General features: G+C 50.7%; 16 protein-coding genes. 1 reads left to right on the forward strand and 15 read right to left on the reverse strand.

Annotated elements, in window-relative coordinates; all coding sequences use genetic code 11:
- Positions 1–23: 23 nt before the first annotated feature.
- From K7P01_RS05260 to K7P01_RS05275, 4 genes are all read right to left on the reverse strand, one after another.
- Positions 24–437 (reverse strand): response regulator, encoded by a 414-nt coding sequence (locus K7P01_RS05260; protein WP_254085734.1) that lies wholly within the window; start codon positions 435–437, stop codon positions 24–26.
- 142 nt (positions 438–579) lie between these two features.
- Entirely contained in the window at positions 580–2,532 is a 1,953-nt protein-coding gene (locus K7P01_RS05265) for a LysM peptidoglycan-binding domain-containing protein (protein ID WP_267290619.1), read from the reverse strand.
- A 23-nt stretch (positions 2,533–2,555) separates the two neighbouring features.
- Complete coding sequence (locus tag K7P01_RS05270; protein WP_267290621.1) at positions 2,556–3,197, reverse strand: O-methyltransferase; 642 nt, start codon at positions 3,195–3,197, stop codon at positions 2,556–2,558.
- Positions 3,198–3,221: 24 nt separating this feature from the next.
- Positions 3,222–4,454, reverse strand: a complete 1,233-nt coding sequence (locus tag K7P01_RS05275; protein WP_267290623.1) for a M16 family metallopeptidase — start codon at positions 4,452–4,454, stop codon at positions 3,222–3,224.
- 184 nt (positions 4,455–4,638) lie between these two features.
- Between K7P01_RS05275 and K7P01_RS05280 the strand changes: the two genes are divergently transcribed.
- On the forward strand, positions 4,639–4,893 hold the full coding sequence (locus tag K7P01_RS05280) for a hypothetical protein (RefSeq protein WP_254085738.1): 255 nt from the start codon (positions 4,639–4,641) through the stop codon (positions 4,891–4,893).
- A gap of 4 nt (positions 4,894–4,897) precedes the next feature.
- Here K7P01_RS05280 and K7P01_RS05285 read toward each other — a convergent pair whose 3' ends face one another.
- From K7P01_RS05285 to K7P01_RS05335, 11 genes are all read right to left on the reverse strand, one after another.
- Positions 4,898–5,761 (reverse strand): nucleoside phosphorylase, encoded by an 864-nt coding sequence (locus K7P01_RS05285; protein ID WP_267290625.1) that lies wholly within the window; start codon positions 5,759–5,761, stop codon positions 4,898–4,900.
- 17 nt (positions 5,762–5,778) lie between these two features.
- On the reverse strand, positions 5,779–6,417 hold the full coding sequence (locus tag K7P01_RS05290) for a NeuD/PglB/VioB family sugar acetyltransferase (protein WP_267290627.1): 639 nt from the start codon (positions 6,415–6,417) through the stop codon (positions 5,779–5,781).
- A 51-nt stretch (positions 6,418–6,468) separates the two neighbouring features.
- Positions 6,469–7,740: a hypothetical protein gene (locus K7P01_RS05295; RefSeq protein ID WP_267290629.1), complete on the reverse strand. Its 1,272-nt coding sequence runs from the start codon at positions 7,738–7,740 to the stop codon at positions 6,469–6,471.
- Entirely contained in the window at positions 7,737–9,032 is a 1,296-nt protein-coding gene (locus K7P01_RS05300) for a DUF2851 family protein (RefSeq protein ID WP_267290631.1), read from the reverse strand. Before K7P01_RS05300 ends, K7P01_RS05295 begins: the two co-directional genes overlap by 4 nt.
- Before the next feature lie 75 nt (positions 9,033–9,107).
- Positions 9,108–9,686 carry a chemotaxis protein CheB gene (locus K7P01_RS05305; RefSeq protein ID WP_267290633.1) on the reverse strand — a complete coding sequence of 193 codons (579 nt, stop codon included), beginning with the start codon at positions 9,684–9,686 and terminating at the stop codon, positions 9,108–9,110.
- A 7-nt stretch (positions 9,687–9,693) separates the two neighbouring features.
- Complete coding sequence (locus K7P01_RS05310) at positions 9,694–10,527, reverse strand: CheR family methyltransferase (RefSeq protein WP_267290635.1); 834 nt, start codon at positions 10,525–10,527, stop codon at positions 9,694–9,696.
- A 7-nt stretch (positions 10,528–10,534) separates the two neighbouring features.
- A complete protein-coding gene (locus K7P01_RS05315; RefSeq protein WP_267290637.1) occupies positions 10,535–10,912 on the reverse strand; it encodes a response regulator in 378 nt (125 codons plus the stop codon).
- 6 nt (positions 10,913–10,918) lie between these two features.
- Positions 10,919–14,524 (reverse strand): response regulator, encoded by a 3,606-nt coding sequence (locus K7P01_RS05320; RefSeq protein WP_267290639.1) that lies wholly within the window; start codon positions 14,522–14,524, stop codon positions 10,919–10,921.
- A 56-nt stretch (positions 14,525–14,580) separates the two neighbouring features.
- Complete coding sequence (locus tag K7P01_RS05325) at positions 14,581–16,176, reverse strand: hybrid sensor histidine kinase/response regulator (RefSeq protein ID WP_267290641.1); 1,596 nt, start codon at positions 16,174–16,176, stop codon at positions 14,581–14,583.
- Positions 16,177–16,408: 232 nt separating this feature from the next.
- A complete protein-coding gene (pyrF, locus tag K7P01_RS05330; protein ID WP_267290643.1) occupies positions 16,409–17,230 on the reverse strand; it encodes an orotidine-5'-phosphate decarboxylase in 822 nt (273 codons plus the stop codon).
- 9 nt (positions 17,231–17,239) lie between these two features.
- Positions 17,240–17,881, reverse strand: coding sequence for a LolA family protein (locus K7P01_RS05335; RefSeq protein WP_267290645.1), 642 nt, complete (start codon positions 17,879–17,881; stop codon positions 17,240–17,242).
- Positions 17,882–17,902 lie beyond the last annotated feature (21 nt).

The following is a 17,902-nucleotide window of genomic DNA, read 5'->3' on the forward strand; positions in this document are numbered from 1 at the left end:
AATTAAAACCGTATCGGAAAAACTCAGATGTTGTTTAGTTTGATCTCGTCCAGCGCAACTTCTGTCAGCGGTTTTGTGATAAACTTTATGACGTGGTTGTTGTTTACGATCTTATCAATGTCACGCTTGTTGTCAGAGCTCGACAGGATGATAACCTTGCATTTGTTGCGTACCAGCTCGTTGAATTTTTCGAACTCGTACAGGAATACAAAGCCATCTACGATCGGCATGTTAATGTCGAGAAAGATCAGGCTTGGCAGGTTATCGGGAACGTTTTGATTTTCACGCAAGTAGTCTAATGCTGCCTTTCCGGATCCTTTCACTTCAACACGCTTGGCAAACTTGGTGATCTCAATGATACGTTTACTGATAAAGTTATCAGTGTCGTTATCATCCACAAGCATTACCAGGTCTATGGCTTTAATATCTGTTTGCATCAATGGTCAGGTAAATCTGTCTACACATCCTTTAATATAACACGAATCACAAAAATATCCTTTTTTGCAATATTTGAGAACCCGCGACACAATTTCCAGAAAAGACGTAATAAATAGCGGCAAAAAGTTAAAAAAAGGTTTATCATTTTTGCTGGATTCGCAGCTTCTCTCCCACCGAAAGGGAGAAGTCTTTCTTGTTGTTCCACTCCGTCAGCTCCTTAATGGTCACACCATACTTACGGGCTATCCCGTATAAAGTATCGGTTGCTTTTACCTCATGGATCACCTCCGTCACCGGCTTATTGGTTGTTTCAACACGCTCCGGTATGGCGGGTGCAGGTGTATTTTCAACCGCGGGCGCCGTCTCTTTCAGGCGTAATACCATACCAGGCTTGATGCTTTCCTGTAAGTTAAGGTTATTAAGGTTCACCAGGTCCATCACACCGATGTTGTATTGACGCGCAATGGCATACAAGGTCTCTTTGGGTTGTACTATGTGTGTATCGGGCACAGTTATAACCATTATCGGTTCGGTCACAACCGGTTTCACTGCCGCACTATCAACCGGTGCCGATACTTCGATACGTTCAGGCAATAGGACTTTGGCTGAATCGATAGCCTCTGCAGCCGTTTCAACTGTATCCGCAAGCGTTTCCGACACGCTGTCTGCCGGCGGTGGCACAGCGGTTACTGATGCTGGTGTAGTAGCCGGTGTAGGCATTGTTACCACCGTTACAGGAGTAGTCGTAGTTACGATCGGCACCTGTGTCTTACCTTCGTTGGGGTCTACACCCCATGCAAATGTTTGCGATTTATCTATTTCAATAGGTCTTGTATCGGCAGGCACCTTATCGCCGTCTTTAGGCTTGCGGGCCGATAGCCAAAGGGTCATGCCAGGCTTGACGTCGCGGTCGGACTCAATGCGATTATAGCGTTTAAGCTTTTTTATCTGTACACCATACTGCTGGCTGACACTCCACAGATTATCACCGGCCACCACGGTATGATACGCCTTGTCCGCGCGAGCGCGTTTCTTACCCAGCAGGTATGTCTGACCGGCCGTGAGTGTACCCGAGTTTTCCAGGTCGTTCCACTTCACAAATGTACCTACCGCTACGCCTGCACGCGCAGCCAGTTGGGTCGCGCCCTCACCTTGCCGGGCCTCGATAACAGGGATTCCATTGACCTTCCTGCGACTCTCTTTTTGGGCAGAAACCGATGTACTGTTTTTGGCTGTCTCACCAGCTTTTGAGGTAATGGTATTATCCGGTAACCGGATTTCTCCGGTATTTCCCTTCACTGGAATGACGATGACGTAGGTACGATCACTCGGAATGTCGCCAGATTTCGTCCATTTATTATATAGTTTCAGTTCTTCCTCGTCGATCGATACTTCCCTGGCAAAGTCGCTCAACGACTTTTTGTTCTGACTCTCGTAGGTCATGGCTTTGATCTGTCCATCGCCTTTGACCATGTCTTCAAACGCTACTTTGTGGGCCAGGTATTTCTTGACGTACCAATACGTCTTGCTGGTGATCTCCATACTCCGGGCTCCGGGCTGGCTATCTTTCTCGCTGCGCATCACCGCGCCGGCACCCATTTGGTATGCTTGCAGCGCATAAATCCAATTGTTGAAATAAGCGTTGTTCTTTTTGAAATAGCGTGCAGCGGCACGACTGGACGACGCAATGTTCATGCGTTCATCGATCTGCTTGTCTACACGTAAGCCCATCTCCATGGCGGTGAAGTCCTTGAACTGCCAGAAACCAACGGCATTGGATACCGACACAGCATCTGCGATCAGTGCGCTCTCTTGCAACGCCAGGTATTTAAAATCGTCGGGGACATTTTCTTCAGCAAAGATCTTCTCGATGATCGGGAAGTATGTCTTAGCACGTTCCACCTTGATGTTGTGATGCCGGGGCGATTGGGTAAGCGCATCTACATCTTTTTGTATTTCACGGCGGGCATCGTCGCGAATGGTCAGCGTGATGCCGGCGAACGCCATCTTGTGCGGGACCTGAGGTGTCGGTGTCGTCTGCGCCGCTACGGTATACGATACCGCAAAAAATAGCGCGAAGAGTAATCGCATCATAGTCAAGAAGAGATTAAAAAGTTTTACAAAGATACTTTTCTCAACAACATAATACCATCCCGAACCGGAAGAAGTACGTTCTCTACCCGTGGATCGGCGTGAATCTTTCGATTAAACTCCTGTATGGCGCGGGTATCCTTGTCCGTTTTTTCATCCAGCACCTTGCCATCGCGCAGTACATTGTCCGCCAGAATAAACCCGCCGGGGCGTATCTTGTCGATTACAAGGTCGTAGTACTTGCTGTAACGCTCTTTGTCAGCATCGATAAACACCAGGTCGAAGACTTCATCTATGCCAGGAATGAGCGTGCCGGCATCGCCGATTCTGTAATCAATGGCTTCTTGTAAGCCTGCATCGGCGATGTATTTGCGTACGCGGCCTTCCAGCTCTTCGTTAATGTCGAGCGTTATAAGCTTGCCCTGGGGAGCAAGGCCCTCTGCCAGGCAGAGCGCCGAGTAGCCGGTATAGGTTCCGATCTCGAGTATGCGTCTGGGGTGGATCATGGCGCTGATCATCGCCAGCAGCCGTCCCTGCAAGTGTCCGGACAGCATGCGGGGCATCATGACCTGCGCATGGGTGTCGCGGTTGATGCGACTCAACAACGGGCTTTCTTCGCTGGTGTGTTGCTCGGCGTACCGCTGGATGGCTTCGTTCAGGATATTCATGTGTCTGGCTTTCGTGGTGGCGGCCTATGCAGGAAGCATTGTCAGGTAGCTGAGCCGCTTCTCGTTAAATACATGTTGCGCTACCTCCTGCAGTTTTAACGACGTGGTGCGGTCAATCATATCAAACACCTCTTCTAATTTGGGCACGCGGTTGTAGAGCAGTACGCTGCGGCCCATCATCAGCATGAGGTTGAGGTTGTTCTCTTCCGACATGGCCAGCTGGCCTTTGATTTGTTCTTTGGCTGAAACCAACTGTGCCTTCGACAGCGGCTTTTCGCGGAATTTTTCCAGTTCTTTTTTTACTAACGATATACATTTGTCCAACTGGCGGGGCTCGGTGCCAAAGAAGATGGCAAACATGCCGGTGTCAGAGTAGGCAGTATAGTGCGCATCGACGCCATACACCAGGCCGTAGCGCTCGCGCAACGACAGGTTGAGTCGTGAGTTCATGCCGGGGCCGCCCAGAATGTTTGTCAACACGTAGAGCGGTATGCGGTTGTCGTGATGAATCGGATACGCGTCGCTGCCGATGGCGCACTTCGCTTGCTTTACGATACGTCGCAGCTCCTGCTGCGCGGGCTTGTAATTGGTAAACTTTTTACGACGGCCAGTGCCTCCCGTTGACTTAAAGCCTGCGATGTATTTGTGCGCCAGACGCTCGACCTCCTCCAGCGTGATGTTACCCACACATGAGAAAACCACGCGCTTGGTATGCAGGTGCTCACGAAAAAACGACACAAAGTCTTTCTTCCGGAACTTACGAATGGTCTCTTCGCGGCCCAGGATGTTCATGCCCATGGGGTGATTCTTATAGATCACCGCTTCGAACTCGTCTTGCAAGGAGTCTTCGGGACTGTCGTGATACATGGCCATTTCTTCAAGAATGACGCCTTTCTCTTTTTCGAGCTCCTTCTCAGGAAACACGGAGCGGAAGGCGATGTCGCTTAGTACATCTACGGCACGCTCGAAATACTCGCGGCGTGCAGAAGCGTAGAAGGCAATTTTCTCTTTGTCAGTATAGGCATTGAGCTCGCCGCCGACGGCATCGAGGCTGGTGATGATGTCAAGGGTGTTTCGCTTCTTAGTGCCCTTAAAGGCCATATGCTCCCAGAAATGGGCGATACCCTGGTTGTCTATGTTTTCATCGCGGCTTCCGATGTCCAGGATCAGTCCACAATGAACGATGGCTGTCGACACAATCTGCTGGTGTACTACGCGGATTCCGTTCGACAGGGTAAATACGTTGCAATCTCTCATAATGCTATTCGGTGCGAATTTAATCGTTTTATGCAGCCTTCCACAGAAATGGCCGCAATGGCTTATAACCCGTCCCAGTCGCGGACAGTTCCGCCCGGCTACGGGCGACGCAGGGGTATTACTACCCCGTTTCCGCCCTGATTTGCGGGAAATTACTGGCATATCCTTTGAATCCCTGGCTGTTATGGAAACCTATAAAGTAAAGACCTGCTTTACCATTACGTTTACGGACGAGCAGTACACCCGCGCCAAATATTATGTGGATGACATGAAACGCCACCCCAACCGCATGTTCTGGCGGGGCAAAGAGGGCAAGAGCGACGACGAATTGATTATCGAGCAGATCGCCCACCGCATTCTGTCGGGCTTTTACCACGACGACCCCATGGCGGCCGCCAGGCACATTATGCGTATGGATAGCTCTGTACAGCTGAAATAGCCTGTCAGAGGCTGTCCAGCACCTTCTTAATGAGGGGATCAATGACCTTGTTGGGGTCTTTGGCGAACTTGTTTTTGACGCGGTTTGCGATGATGGCGTTTACGCTAAGGGTCTCGTGCCCAAGCAACCGGGCCATGGCATAGTAGCCGGCGGTCTCCATTTCAAAGTTGGTGAGCCAAAAGTCGCTGGCCTTGTGGTGGTAGTAATACAAGTCCTCCAGCAGACGCGGGTATTTAATGGGGGCACGTAAAATACGTCCCTGAGGCGCGTAAAAGCCCGGGGTCGTTACCGTATTGCCGATAATCATGTCGCCTCCAAACTGTTGTTGTAGTGTTTCTGACCCCCGGACAACGTAGGGCTGGAACGGCAGACCTATCTTTTCCTGAATGTCACGGGCATAAACCTGCTCCTGCTCATCCATGGCGAGGTTATAAAAATGCATGAGGCTGTCGAAGCCTACAGCATAACTGGTCACCAGGTGCGAGCCCACAGGGATATCTTCTTGTAATGCCCCCGAGGTGCCGATGCGAATGATACGCAGTTTTTTTCGCCGGCTTTTGGGCTCGCGCGTTTTAAGGTCTATGTTGACGAGTGCATCGAGCTCTGTGAATAATATCTCAATGTTGTCGGTGCCCATGCCCGTGCTGATGACCGTCACTTTCTTTCCCTTATAGGTGCCGACGTGCGTGATGAACTCGCGTTTGTTCATTTCGAATTCGACCTCGTCGAAATGTTCACTGACACGGTATACGCGGCCGGGATCTCCTACCGTAATGATGGTCTCGGACAGGTGTTTAGGCAGCAGGTTAAGATGGTATACGCTACCATCGTCATTAAGAATCAAATCAGTCTCTGAAATCCTGGCCATACCTATACGTGCTAGCGTCAGCCTCCTATTTTTTGCGCGGGGTTTCCAAATACAGTTTCGCCTGCTTTGACTGGCGCTACCACCACCGAACCGGCGCCTACACGCGCACCTTTGCCGATAGTGACACCTCCTGCAACGGTTACACCGGCACCGATGAAGGCTTCTTCTTCTACCTCGGTTCCAGCACCCAACACGGTACCTGCCCCTATCTGTACGAAGTCACCCACCTTTACCTCGGGACCAATAATAGAGCCCGCGTGTATAAGGCAATGGTTGCCGATGCTGCTGCCCGCACCAATCTTCGCACCCTGGTCAATGAAGTTACCGTGGCCCATGTCAGCGGAGGTCGCGATGATGCTTGTATTGTGTATACCGTTGACGGGCTGCACGTGGCGTACCTCTTGCAACATCTTGACGACGTTCTTACGGAGCTTGTTGTCGTCGAGCGCGACAAAGGCATCACATTTTTTGCCGATAAGTTTCAAATACCCATCATCGTCGGTGGCGCCCAGCACAGTAACATTGTCAATCTCGGTGTTGTGTAATTTCTTATTGTCATCCAGGAAACAATACACGACATTTCCATTTCCATCAAATATCTCACGGGCCGCACGCCCCAGTTGGGTTGCACCAAAAATAATAACCGGATTTTCCATAATAACAGATCAGATAGCAAAGGTAGGCGGATCGCTATACTTACCAAACGGTTACTTTGAACTTTGTGTGAAGCGAAAGATTCTTGCGATCCCTACGTTGCCGGCACATACCAGTAGCACCAGGAATGGTAGAAAACCCACGCGGTAGCGTGACAGTGTGCCAAAGTTGGGTGTTGATAAGGTCAGAAAAACACATAACAGCACGGTATATACAACGATTGAAAGCACCAGTAAGCGATGTGGTGATACAGGCAACGTTCGCAGATGCCGTAAGGACATGAATATCAATACGGCGAGAAGCATATTTTCGATCGCGACCAAAACCTGAAAGAATGTATGGGCCTCCCATAACCAGGGCCGGAATAAACCGGTGAGTAGCGCCGCCGGACTGTAACGCAACACACTGCCGGGCGTAGGTTTTAAGGCCGGGAAGTGTGCCACGTCGTTTGTAGCCGACAACAGCTGAAAGGCTTTGTAGTTTTCGGTAATGACCGATAGGAACCGCTCGGGATAAAAATTGGGGTGCAGTTGGCTCAGCACGATGGCAGGAATAATAAACAGCGCAGCCCACACCAATACTTTGCTTATTGCACCTGCCCACGACATCCGTGGCAGCAAGAAGCAGCGCATGATTAGCGCCGCGCAGGCGACGGGCAGAAAAACGGCCAGATAATAATATTTCAGGCTCCACAAAATCCAAAGCGACAACACCGCTAGGCCCATCGTTAGCACAGACAGCCTTTGCCGCAACCATACCTGCAGGCTTGTTGCCACCAGAAAATACAAGGCAGCCATGGCCAGGCTCTCCTTAATCAGGCCAGAGGTCCAGAGTACGACGGTGGGCCAATACAACAAGGCCAGCACGACAGCGGCGCGCGCGGTAGGCCAATGGCGGCTGACAAGGGTGGTGAGGTGCCAGGCGCTCCAGAACGAGATCATGGAAAAGTACCACGCTACAGCCAAATATTGATCGTGTGTCAACAGACAAAACAGACTGGCCACCTTGCCGAAGAACAAAGCGCGCGGCTGTTGATACTGCAACTGCGACCAGACGTCAAACGATTCATCGCCGCCCCACAAAAAACGTAGGTACGTGAAGAAATCCGCACGCGCGGTATGCGCCAGTGTGACACCATCCTGAAAATATTCCCACGTATCGCCACCCCGATAGTAGTAAGTATAGATCCATCCAAGCGTTGCGCCGGCTGCCATCTTTAACATCCAGGCCGGCCAGAAGTATTTTTTGATCGTAAGGTCCGCGCGCTTCCACAGCAAAAAGGCGAGTGCCAGAAGCACCACGGCGTGGGCGGCGGTTATGATCATTCTCTACGCGTTGGGTTTAACAGCGAAAATCCGATGTTGCAATCTAAGCATCTTCGCTTTAAACAGAAATTATTATGCAGCGCCAGCAACGCTTGAGAGTCAAAGGCCGATCCACATCGCATGCCAACGGCCGTCCAGCGTGACACGATGTGATTTTCTTCGGGATTAACTGCCTGTAAAAGCCCCATTGCCCTGTCGACGGCATCATCCTCGTCGTGCAGACGTCTGTAGGCGGCCACCAGGGGCGCCACGGTATTGATGATGATGTTCTCGACGCTGGCCAGTCCAACGGCTGGCACGGGCGCATCGCCCGCGGGCTTGCCCGGCAAGTAATGATGTTGCCAGTATACAGATTGTTGTACACTAAAAAGCTTCTTGAGCGCGCGGACGTCCTCACGCTCGAGCATTTGCGAGAACAAATGTTTATGGGTAAACAACAGCGCTGCGAACTGCGCAATCCGCACGGTAGGAAAGTTGGCCGGCCGCAGGCGTAAGAACCTCCACTGCGCGCGGGCCAGTTGTCGTGGCGCCAGGCTGTACTTTGCCGCCAATACGTTGTACTCGCGCCGGAGGCACGCCAAATATTCGTCGTTGGGCTGACGGTCGGTTAAGAAACCAGCTTGCCCGAGCAATAGCGCTTCAATCTGCTCCAGCGAGTGGCTCTGTTTAAGAATGACTTTGTAGGGCAACCCTTGGGCCAGCTGCTCAAACGGCTCATGATTAACTTTAAAACCGAAGTTTCGCGCCAACAGTTGGTAGCAGGTCTCGTCCCAATCGCCGTTGTTCCGCTCGAGGCGTTGTACTACATCCTTTGCTTTGAGCTCCAGGCGATCGACTACCGTTCTGTCTAACATATTCAGCACGGTAAGGGAAGGCACACGCGGCAATGCGGGAGCACACGGAATGGGTTCCTGACTATTGATTAGCTTGCGATATCGCCAAACAACATCGTCTTCCACTCGCCTGCCCAACTCGAGCGTGGGCAGGTGTGTACCATCATGACGCTGCACAGGTTTATCCTCCCGCCACACAACGTGCAGCACAACATTGTTATAGGCAGCATCTTCGTCGTGCCGATGGCTACGCCAGCCCGATGCATGTATATGTATCTCGACCGCTCCCACCCAGTCAATCGGTCCGATGCGTACACGCGCCTGCTGAAAGTCCGGCCCTGCATGATGATTTAGATAACCCGGGTGTATCACCTGGATTGCTTCGCCCTGCGTGGTATAAAGTTCCTGTTTATTAAAATACTGATACTGCCACAGGTAGTGGATAAAAGATTCCGACATCGTGTTATAGGTTAAGACAACTTACAACACCAAGTTGCAATTTTACTTTCGGTTTTTCAACCGTTTCCCCAAAATTTATCTCTTCGGCAGTCGCAAGCAATCTATCAACACATCGATGTTATCATCATGCAGCAGCAAATCGACAGGAAGCTGCTCGGTGGCTTGCTGTGGCATATAGGATACTTCAGCGGAAGCAGGGTCTTGTACAACAACAAATCCACCTTTGTCCCGTGCCGCTTTAAGCCCCTGTACACCATCGGCATTAGCACCTGACAACAAAATACACATCAACGATTTACCATATACGTCCGCCGCCGACTCGAAGGTAACGTCAATGCTGGGGCGGCAGAAGTTTACCTTTTCCGACACGTCAAGCGACAGCGTATGGTCCTTTTCGATCAGCACGTGATAATCGGCAGGGGCGACATATACCACGTTGGGCCGTATAAGATCTTTCTCATCTACTTCCTTCACCTCAAATTCCGTGCGATGCGACAACAGCTCGATCAACGTTGTGTCTTCAGAAGACTTCCGGTGAAATACCACTACTACGGCTATTGGTATGTCCATTTTTAGGTATGGCAGAATCTGCAACACCATGGACAGGCTTCCTGCGGAGCCGCCAATGACGACAATATCAAACGGACCTGCCATATATTATTCACCTAATTTTACGCCAGATTTTTTCTTTGTTCGCCACCTGCCTGTACTTGTGACTGATAGAAGAAAACTTCAAGGTCTCTTTTGAACCCAGGGCGAGAAAACCCAACGGCTCGAGACTATCGTCAAATAATTTTAATGCCCGCTCCTGTAGCTCCTTGTCGAAATAGATCATCACATTGCGACACAAGATAAGTTGAAATTCGTTAAAGGAGCTATCAGAAACCAGGTTGTGGTTCGCTAGAATAATCTTCTTTCCCAGTTGCTCGTCAAATTTGGCCGCGTTGTATTGCGCGGTATAGTACGACGAGAAATCATTCTTGCCGCCCGAGAGTATATAATTCTCGGAGTATTGCTTCATCTGATTCATGGGGAAAACACCGGCACGTACTTTTTCCAACACGGCGGGGTTGATATCGGTGGCGTACAGCAACGACTTTTGCAGCAACCGGGCCTCTTGCAACAAGATAGCCATCGAGTATACCTCTTCCCCCGTCGAGCAGCCGGCATGCCAGATACGAATCAGCGGACTGGTTGCCAATACCGGGAGTATCTCTTCCCGCAGCGTGCGGTAGAACTGCGTGTCGCGAAACATTTCGGTAACGTTTACCGTGATCTCCTCCACGAAGTGTTTAAAGTATACATCGTCGCTGCGCAAGCGGTAACGAAACTCGGCAAAGCTCAAGAACTTGTCGTTGGCGACAAGCCTGTTGATACGACGCTTGAGCGACGCGCGGGAGTAATTCACAAAGTCGTACCCATGCACCTCTACCAGGTCGTGTAGTACGATCTCAATTTCGTTGTCGGATAAATCTAGCGAAGTTTCTTGGTTCATGTCTGCGTTATGGTAGATAACGTTGTAACAAGGTAAGTAGCTCATCGACATTGATGGGTTTGGAAATGTATGCGTTCGCACCCGCCTGTATACACTTCTCACGGTCGCCGGCCATGGCTTGTGCCGTGACGGCGATGACAGGGATGTCACTGCGCGTACCCTTCCGGATGCGCGACAGCGTCTCGTAACCATCCATTTCGGGCATCATCATATCCAGCAGCACGATGCCAATACCCGGCTGGGCTTCCAGCAAGCTTACTCCTTCCGTGGCGCGGGTGGTCGTCACACAGGTGAAGCCACGCGATTTCAATACTGCCGTTAGTGCAAAGATGTTGCGGCTGTCGTCATCGATCAGGATTATCTTCGGAGGTGTGGTCGTTGTCATCCAGGATTATTTACGTCCTTTTTCATACAGCCATACCCGCAGCAGTGATAGCAGCTGATCAATATCGACAGGCTTACTAATATAGTCCGATGCACCGGCATTGATACATTTAATACGGTCGCCAGTCATAGCTTTAGCCGTCACGGCAAGCACCGGTATATCCTTTAACAGCGGATCTCTCCGAATGGCACTGATCGACTCGTAGCCATCCATCTCCGGCATCATCATATCCATCAACACAATGTCGGTATCGGGATGAGCGTGTAGCTGGCGCAGGGCATCCTTACCATCTACAGCGGTGATAACGTTCATTTGGTATTGCTCCAGCGCTTTGGTGAGCGAGAAGATATTGCGCATGTCGTCGTCAGCAACAAGTACGGTCTTATTGCGCAGTACTTCATCAAGCGCGCCCAACTTGTGATACCTGGATGGCGCCGCCTTCTCCTTGTCCTCTTTCTCCATCAGGTGGAGGAAGAGCGACACTTCGTCAAGGATGCGTTTATAAGAATTCGCGGTCTTCACGACGATCGAGTCCGCATATTGTTTAATGCGCAGCTGTTCGGGTTGAGACAAGCTCTTACCGGTAAAGATGATGATCGGCAGGTTTTCCAGGCCGGGAGTTTTCTTCACCTCCTCGAGTGTTTCATAAGCTTTCTGATCTGGTATGCCCATGTCGAGGATAACGCAGTCGGTGCGCTGGTCGCGCAGAGACTGCACGGCGTCGTGAACATCGTTCTTGATTTCCAGATTGAGGTCGAACGTTTCGAGGAAGTAGGCAAGCGCCTTGGCATGCTTGGGATTCTCCTCCACAATGAGCACTTTCTTCGGATGGTGTGTCAATACGTATTCGATCTTCTGGAACACGTCTCCCATCTTTTCAAAGGCCACCGGCTTGTTTATAAAGTCGACGGCACCTTTCATGAGGCTTTCGCGTTTCACTTCGTGCGACGACATGATATGCACGGGTATGTGCCGCGTACGGGTGTCTTCCTTTAGCTCGCTCATAACCTCCCAGCCGCTCTTGATGGGCAGTTGGATGTCCAACAGGATGCCAACAGGCAGCAACTCCTTCGCGAGAGACAGGCCTTCGTCGCCGCGTACAGCTACTACACCTTTGTACCCACGAGTGCGCGTATAGTCCAACAGGGCTTTGGCGAAGTTCACATCGTCTTCCACAATGAGGATAGATTTTTCACCCTGACGCAGGCTGTCACGGTCGTCCGGGATGCTCTCGGGTATACTTTCGCTGATGTATAGTTTCTTCGGCGGCGCCGCCCCCTCTCTTACCAGTGCTGGCACGGGCTCGTCGCGGTAGCTTTCTTGTTTGGTGCGTTTAATGGCCGCCGCGCGGGTGGACGGTATGACCACCGTAAACTCACTGCCCTTTCCCTCTTCGCTGCGCAGTTGAATCTCACCACCCAGTAACTTGGCCAGCTCCCGGCTGATAGAAAGGCCCAGACCTGTTCCACCATATTTGCGGCGGGTAGAACCGTCTGCTTGCTGAAAGGCTTCAAAGACCATTTGCTGTTTGTCGGCGGCAATGCCAATGCCCGTGTCACGTACGACAAACTTCCACCACGCAGGATCTTCCGCCGTGGCACCGATTTCGAGTGTTACCGAACCCTGTGCGGTAAATTTGATAGCATTGGAAATGAGATTGCGCAGGATTTGCTCCAGGCGCAGTTTGTCACTTTCGAGCACCTCGGGCAACACCGGCTGCAGGTGTGTAATAAACTCAATCTTCTTGTCTTGTGCTACCGCGGTAAACAGTGCGTTCATATCACTCACTACCTCGTTGATCGAGAGAGGCTCGTATTCCAGCTGCATCTTGCCGGACTCGATCTTGGAGAGGTCGAGGATCTCGTCGATCAGCGACAGCAATCCGTTGCCCGAGCTTTGAATAACCCGTGCATACTCCACCTGGTCTGTGGAAAGGTTTCGGTCCTGATTCTCTGACAATAACCGCGATAGCAGAAGGATGGAGTTGAGCGGCGTACGCAGCTCGTGCGACATGTTGGCCAGAAACTCCGATTTATAGCGGGCACTTTGCGTGAGTTGTTCGGCTTTTGTCTGAATCTCGACGTTGCGCTCGGTGATCAACTGGTTTCGTTCTTCCAGTAAGCGGCTGCGCTCTTCCAGCTCCTGGTTGGCCTGGCGCAACTCTTCTTGTTGTACTTTCAACTCTTCCTCTGACGCTTGCAGTTTTTCAGCTTGCACTTCCAGCTCACTGTTCAGGTTTTCAAGCTCGGAATGTTGTGTACGCAACTCTTCCGACTGTGCCTGGGTTTCTTCCAGCAGCTCCTGCAGACGCTTTCTGTTCTGTGCACTGCTGATGGCAACGCCTATGTTATGCGCGCTGGCTTTCAGGAACTCAATATCGCGCTCGGAGAACGACCGCAAAGTAGCCAGCTCGACGGCACCCTTAATATTGTAACCATCTAACAGCGGTATGGAAATGATATGGCTGGGCCTGGCCTCACCGGCCACAAAGCTTATGCTGATATTGCCTTCCGGTATATCTTTCAGTTCGAGCACTTTCCCATTCATAATGGACTGCCCCACCAATCCCTCGCCCACTTTCAGGCGTTGCCGCAGCTTATCGGGCAGGTAAGCGAAGCTGGCACTGGCCTCCAGCTCATCGCGCTCGCGCAGGTAAAGCACGCCTGCATGGCTCTGTGTATAGGTAGCCAGGTATTCGATCACCTGACGTGTAAGCGCTTCCAACGTTTTGTCGCCCAGCATTGTGTCGTTCAAGCCGGCTAGTCCCGTTTGCTTCCATTCGTTGTCCGACAATTGATTGAAGGATGTCGCCAGCGCGCCAGCCATTTTATTAAGGGAAACTGCTACGCTGCCCAGCGAATCACTCTGTTGGTCAGTGACACGAATGTCGTAGTTACCTTGTGCGACCTTATCAGCAATACCCTGAATGATCTGAATACGACGGGAAATATCCCCATCTTTCTCCACCAGTTCCTGCTGTAGCGCAATGCGTTGCTCGAAATCGCCATTTACGCGTGTGTAAAACATCACGGTGATCAGCAAGGCTATAATGGCGGCGGCCACAATCAGCCATGGCGTGAAAGACGAGAAGCGATCCATTTCGGAGGTACGCGTTTTCAGTAGGTCGCGTTCCAGCTCTTCCATCCGCTCTATCAGCGCCCGGATCTTGTCCATAGATTCTCGCCCCGATTGGAGGTTTTCCTTTTTTATGGGTTCGTCGTTGCGTTTAGCCGATACACTCAGTTCAAGCAAGCGAAAGCGTTCAGTAATAAGCGCGTCAAGTTCTTCCAGGTTTTGCTGTTGTTCAGGGTTGTCAGCCGTCAGCATCTTGACACGGCTGAAAGCGCTCTTCGCACGTACTTCGGAGTCGCGGTAGGGTTCAAGAAAACGATCGTCTCCGGCAAGCAAGTAGCCACGTTGGCCTGTTTCTGCATCAACCATGGCCGAGCGAATGCCATCCATTTCGATGATAATCTGGTGGGTGTGATTCACCCACTCCGTGCTGGTCAGGAGATTTTGAATACTAATGAAGGAAGCCGTCGAAGAAACGATCAGGATGACGAGCGAAGCGCCAAATCCGATCAGCAGGTTTCTTTTGTAATTATCTCTCATGGAAACGTCGAGTTCAGATAAGTATAGGTTGCGTTGAGCGTATTCTTACTAAGATGCTATGTAGTAAACTGCTGCAAGGCTTCTACCGGCTTCGTTTGCCGCACCGGAAAAACCATGATAAAACAAGTACCCAGAGACTCAATGCTGCGTGCTGCAATTAAGCCGTGATGCCGGTCGACCACCTTCTTGACAATGGCCAGTCCGATGCCGGTGCCTTCATACCGCTCGGAGGTGTTCAGACGCTGGAAGATCTCAAAGATCTTTTCGGCGTAGTCTTCGCTAAAGCCGATGCCATTGTCTTGTACTGCGATGCGACAATAATCACCATCGGGCACGGCCGGCGCATCGATCGCTTTGTCAGCAATATACTCGGCCGTGATCTCGATCTGGCAGGGCACATCCTTGCGCGCAAACTTCAGCGCATTGCTGATCAGGTTTTGAAACACTTGCCGGATCTGCACCGGAATTACTTCCAGCGTAGGCAGCGGCCCCGCTGTAATCGATGCACCTTTTGCCTTAATGACAACCTCCAGGTCAGTCAACAAGCGTTCGACTACCCCGTTCAGGTCTACGATGCTAAAGGAAGTTTCTCCCTTGATGTTGGAGTAATCGAGCACGTCGGCAATAAGTTTGCGCAGGCGCTCAGCAGAGAGGTTGATCTTTTCCAGATAGCCTTGGGCCTGGGGTGATGGCGGAGTATACTTTTCATTCAGCAGGTTGCTAAAGACCTGGATTTTACGCAGCGGCTCCTGCAGGTCGTGCGAGGCAATAAAAGCAAACTGTTGCAGTTCGTAATTGCTCTCCTCCAGTTTCTGATTCGTGCGCACAAGCTCGGTCGTACGCTCCTGCACCCGTTTTTCTAAAAGTTGGGCAGCAATCTTTTGCTCGTGGATGTCCGTCAGGATACCAACCCATTTAGAAGCGATGCCGTGGTGCTGGACAGGGGTTAAATACAGCACGTAAAACCGAAAGGCCTCAAGGCCTAGCTTTTTTACCTTTACTTCGTGCACTTGCTGGTGCTGAGTTCGAATGGCCGATTTAACGTATTGGCACATGTCTCCCTCCTCGCATTGGGGAAATTTATCCCTATCTGCCGAGAATTGATACCAGTTTTGGTTAACAAATTCCACATTACCATCGAAATCCGTAGTAAAAGCAACTTGCGGAATCGACTCTAAAATCGACTCTAACTCGGCTACGTTGTCTTTCAGGCGGCTTTCGGCCCGCTTTCGGAATTCAATCTCGTCGCGAAGCTCCCGGTCCATCTCTTGCAGACGGCGGGTTTGTTCGGCAAGCCTGTAGAAAGTCTTGATCTTGAGCAGCAGAATATCCGGATCGAAAGGCTTGGTAACGTAATCAATACCGCCCGAGGCGTAGCCTTTCGTAATAAACTTTTTGTGAATATTGACGGCTGAGAGAAAGATGATAGGGATATCTTTCGATTTGCTATAGCCGGAAACCGCCTCGGCCACCTCAAAGCCATCCATGTCGGGCATTTGCACGTCGAGGATGATGAGGGAATATGTATTCTTCAGGATTTTTTTAAGAGCTTCCTCGCCAGAGTTGGCTGTATCGACATCAAACTTATGAAGATTCAGCAGCGTCTTTAACGAAAATACATTTTCCTGATTGTCATCGACAATGAGCACCATAGTATCAAAAATAGCACGAAGTCCGGATCTGCCTACAGCTTTTCAACTGGCTGCAGTCCCCTTCTTCAGGTTCATCACAATCCTGCGCGAATACAAAAATCATTCCCACCTAAAAACAGAGCGAGTGTGAGCGCGAAAGCGAACACACTCACGCTCACTCTTTCCTCACACAAAACGTTTTGTGGTTAATGGTACATGAATTTTGATGAATGTTTTTTGTAAGTATCCGGTGCTATTTCCCGAGGATGCTGTCGAGCAGGCGGTGCATATCCTGCTGTACTTGCTGCGCTTCCGCACGGGCGCGGGTTGTAAAGTCCTTGTCGCCCGAAGCATAGATAATGGCCCGCGAAGAGTTCACCAACAGCCCGCATTGCTTATTCATACCGTGGCGTGAGGTCATTTCGAGGTCCCCTCCTTGGGCGCCAATGCCAGGCACCAGGAAGAAATGATCGGGTGCCAACGCACGGATGCCCTGGATCTTGTCCGCTTGCGTGGCGCCTACTACATACATCAGCTGGTCGGGCGAGCCCCACTGCTGCGACCGCAGCAACACCTCCTCGTATAACTTACGGCCATTGGCCGACTCAATCATTTGAAAGTCATTGGCACCGGTATTGGATGTGTGCGCCAGCAGAATAACCCACTTGCCCGCAAATTCCAGGAACGGCTTTACAGAATCCTCGCCCATGTACGGCGCTACCGTAATAGAGTCGAAGTTCATCTGACTAAAGAACGCCTGTGCGTATAGCGAAGAAGTATTGCCGATGTCACCACGTTTGGCATCGGCAATCGTAAAGACGTCTTTCGGAATATACTCCAAAGTTTTCTGCAGACTCTCCCACCCTTTCAGTCCCAGCGCCTCGTAAAAGGCAATATTGGGTTTATACGCTACCGCGAAGTCGTGCGTGGCGTCAATGATCTGGCGATTGAACTCAAAGACAGGGTCTTTCTCCGCCAGCAAGTGACGGGGTATTTTTTTGAGGTCGGTGTCGAGGCCTACACACAGGTAGGAGCTTTTCTTCCGGATCTGCTCAAAGAGCTGTTGCCTGTTCATGAAGAAGGATTAGCGAAGATCAACAACGCTTACGTCCGGATGCTTTTTCGCATCGAAAGTAAAGAAGGAGTCTTCTACTTTGACATTGGGTGTAAACTTGGTGATCGTGTATTTGTAGCGGTTGCCACCTTTGTCAAACAGCGTAAAGCTTTGAATGATCTTATCCTTTTTGTTGATGAACATCTTCACCTTGAAATATTGAGCGTCTTTCTTCTCAGGAACAAGGTCGATCTCTTCGCACATCACACCGTTTTCTACCTTGTCTTGCAGATAGAGGTATTTGAAGCCTTTTTTGTAGATCTCGTGCATTTTGGAAGGATTCACGTCTTCCGAATTAGGATCATAGTTGTCAATGTTGACCTCTTTAGCTTCCGGCAGGTACGTCCAGATGGTCGCGCCATTGTTAATGACTTCCTGTTCAGGCAGCGCCAGGCGGAATTTGTTGCCTTTTACCGTGATTTTGCCTTTAAACTCTTCGCTGATCCTTTCAACGTCGTTGGTGAGTGTGTAGGAAATATTGGCCTCAAAGGACGGGATGGTCTTGTACTTTTTGCTCATGGCGTCGAGTGTCTCCAACGCCTTCGGATCGTACTGGGCGGATACGGTTACTGCCAAAATCATCGCCAAGAAGGCTAAAATCGTGTTTTTCATTCGGTTATTCGCTTAAATAAT

The organism is Parachryseolinea silvisoli (genome assembly GCF_021190955.1).
Lineage (GTDB): Bacteria > Bacteroidota > Bacteroidia > Cytophagales > Cyclobacteriaceae > Ohtaekwangia > Ohtaekwangia silvisoli.

Bases quoted from the DNA above. Each gene is read 5' to 3' on its own strand.
- K7P01_RS05260 (WP_254085734.1), bottom strand. From the start codon at position 437: ATGCAAACAGATATTAAAGCCATAGACCTGGTAATGCTTGTGGATGAT.
- K7P01_RS05265 (WP_267290619.1), bottom strand. From the start codon at position 2,532: ATGATGCGATTACTCTTCGCGCTATTTTTTGCGGTATCGTATACCGTA.
- K7P01_RS05270 (WP_267290621.1), bottom strand. From the start codon at position 3,197: ATGAATATCCTGAACGAAGCCATCCAGCGGTACGCCGAGCAACACACC.
- K7P01_RS05275 (WP_267290623.1), bottom strand. From the start codon at position 4,454: ATGAGAGATTGCAACGTATTTACCCTGTCGAACGGAATCCGCGTAGTA.
- K7P01_RS05280 (WP_254085738.1), top strand. From the start codon at position 4,639: ATGGAAACCTATAAAGTAAAGACCTGCTTTACCATTACGTTTACGGAC.
- K7P01_RS05285 (WP_267290625.1), bottom strand. From the start codon at position 5,761: ATGGCCAGGATTTCAGAGACTGATTTGATTCTTAATGACGATGGTAGC.
- K7P01_RS05290 (WP_267290627.1), bottom strand. From the start codon at position 6,417: ATGGAAAATCCGGTTATTATTTTTGGTGCAACCCAACTGGGGCGTGCG.
- K7P01_RS05295 (WP_267290629.1), bottom strand. From the start codon at position 7,740: ATGATCATAACCGCCGCCCACGCCGTGGTGCTTCTGGCACTCGCCTTT.
- K7P01_RS05300 (WP_267290631.1), bottom strand. From the start codon at position 9,032: ATGTCGGAATCTTTTATCCACTACCTGTGGCAGTATCAGTATTTTAAT.
- K7P01_RS05305 (WP_267290633.1), bottom strand. From the start codon at position 9,686: ATGGCAGGTCCGTTTGATATTGTCGTCATTGGCGGCTCCGCAGGAAGC.
- K7P01_RS05310 (WP_267290635.1), bottom strand. From the start codon at position 10,527: ATGAACCAAGAAACTTCGCTAGATTTATCCGACAACGAAATTGAGATC.
- K7P01_RS05315 (WP_267290637.1), bottom strand. From the start codon at position 10,912: ATGACAACGACCACACCTCCGAAGATAATCCTGATCGATGACGACAGC.
- K7P01_RS05320 (WP_267290639.1), bottom strand. From the start codon at position 14,524: ATGAGAGATAATTACAAAAGAAACCTGCTGATCGGATTTGGCGCTTCG.
- K7P01_RS05325 (WP_267290641.1), bottom strand. From the start codon at position 16,176: ATGGTGCTCATTGTCGATGACAATCAGGAAAATGTATTTTCGTTAAAG.
- pyrF (WP_267290643.1), bottom strand. From the start codon at position 17,230: ATGAACAGGCAACAGCTCTTTGAGCAGATCCGGAAGAAAAGCTCCTAC.
- K7P01_RS05335 (WP_267290645.1), bottom strand. From the start codon at position 17,881: ATGAAAAACACGATTTTAGCCTTCTTGGCGATGATTTTGGCAGTAACC.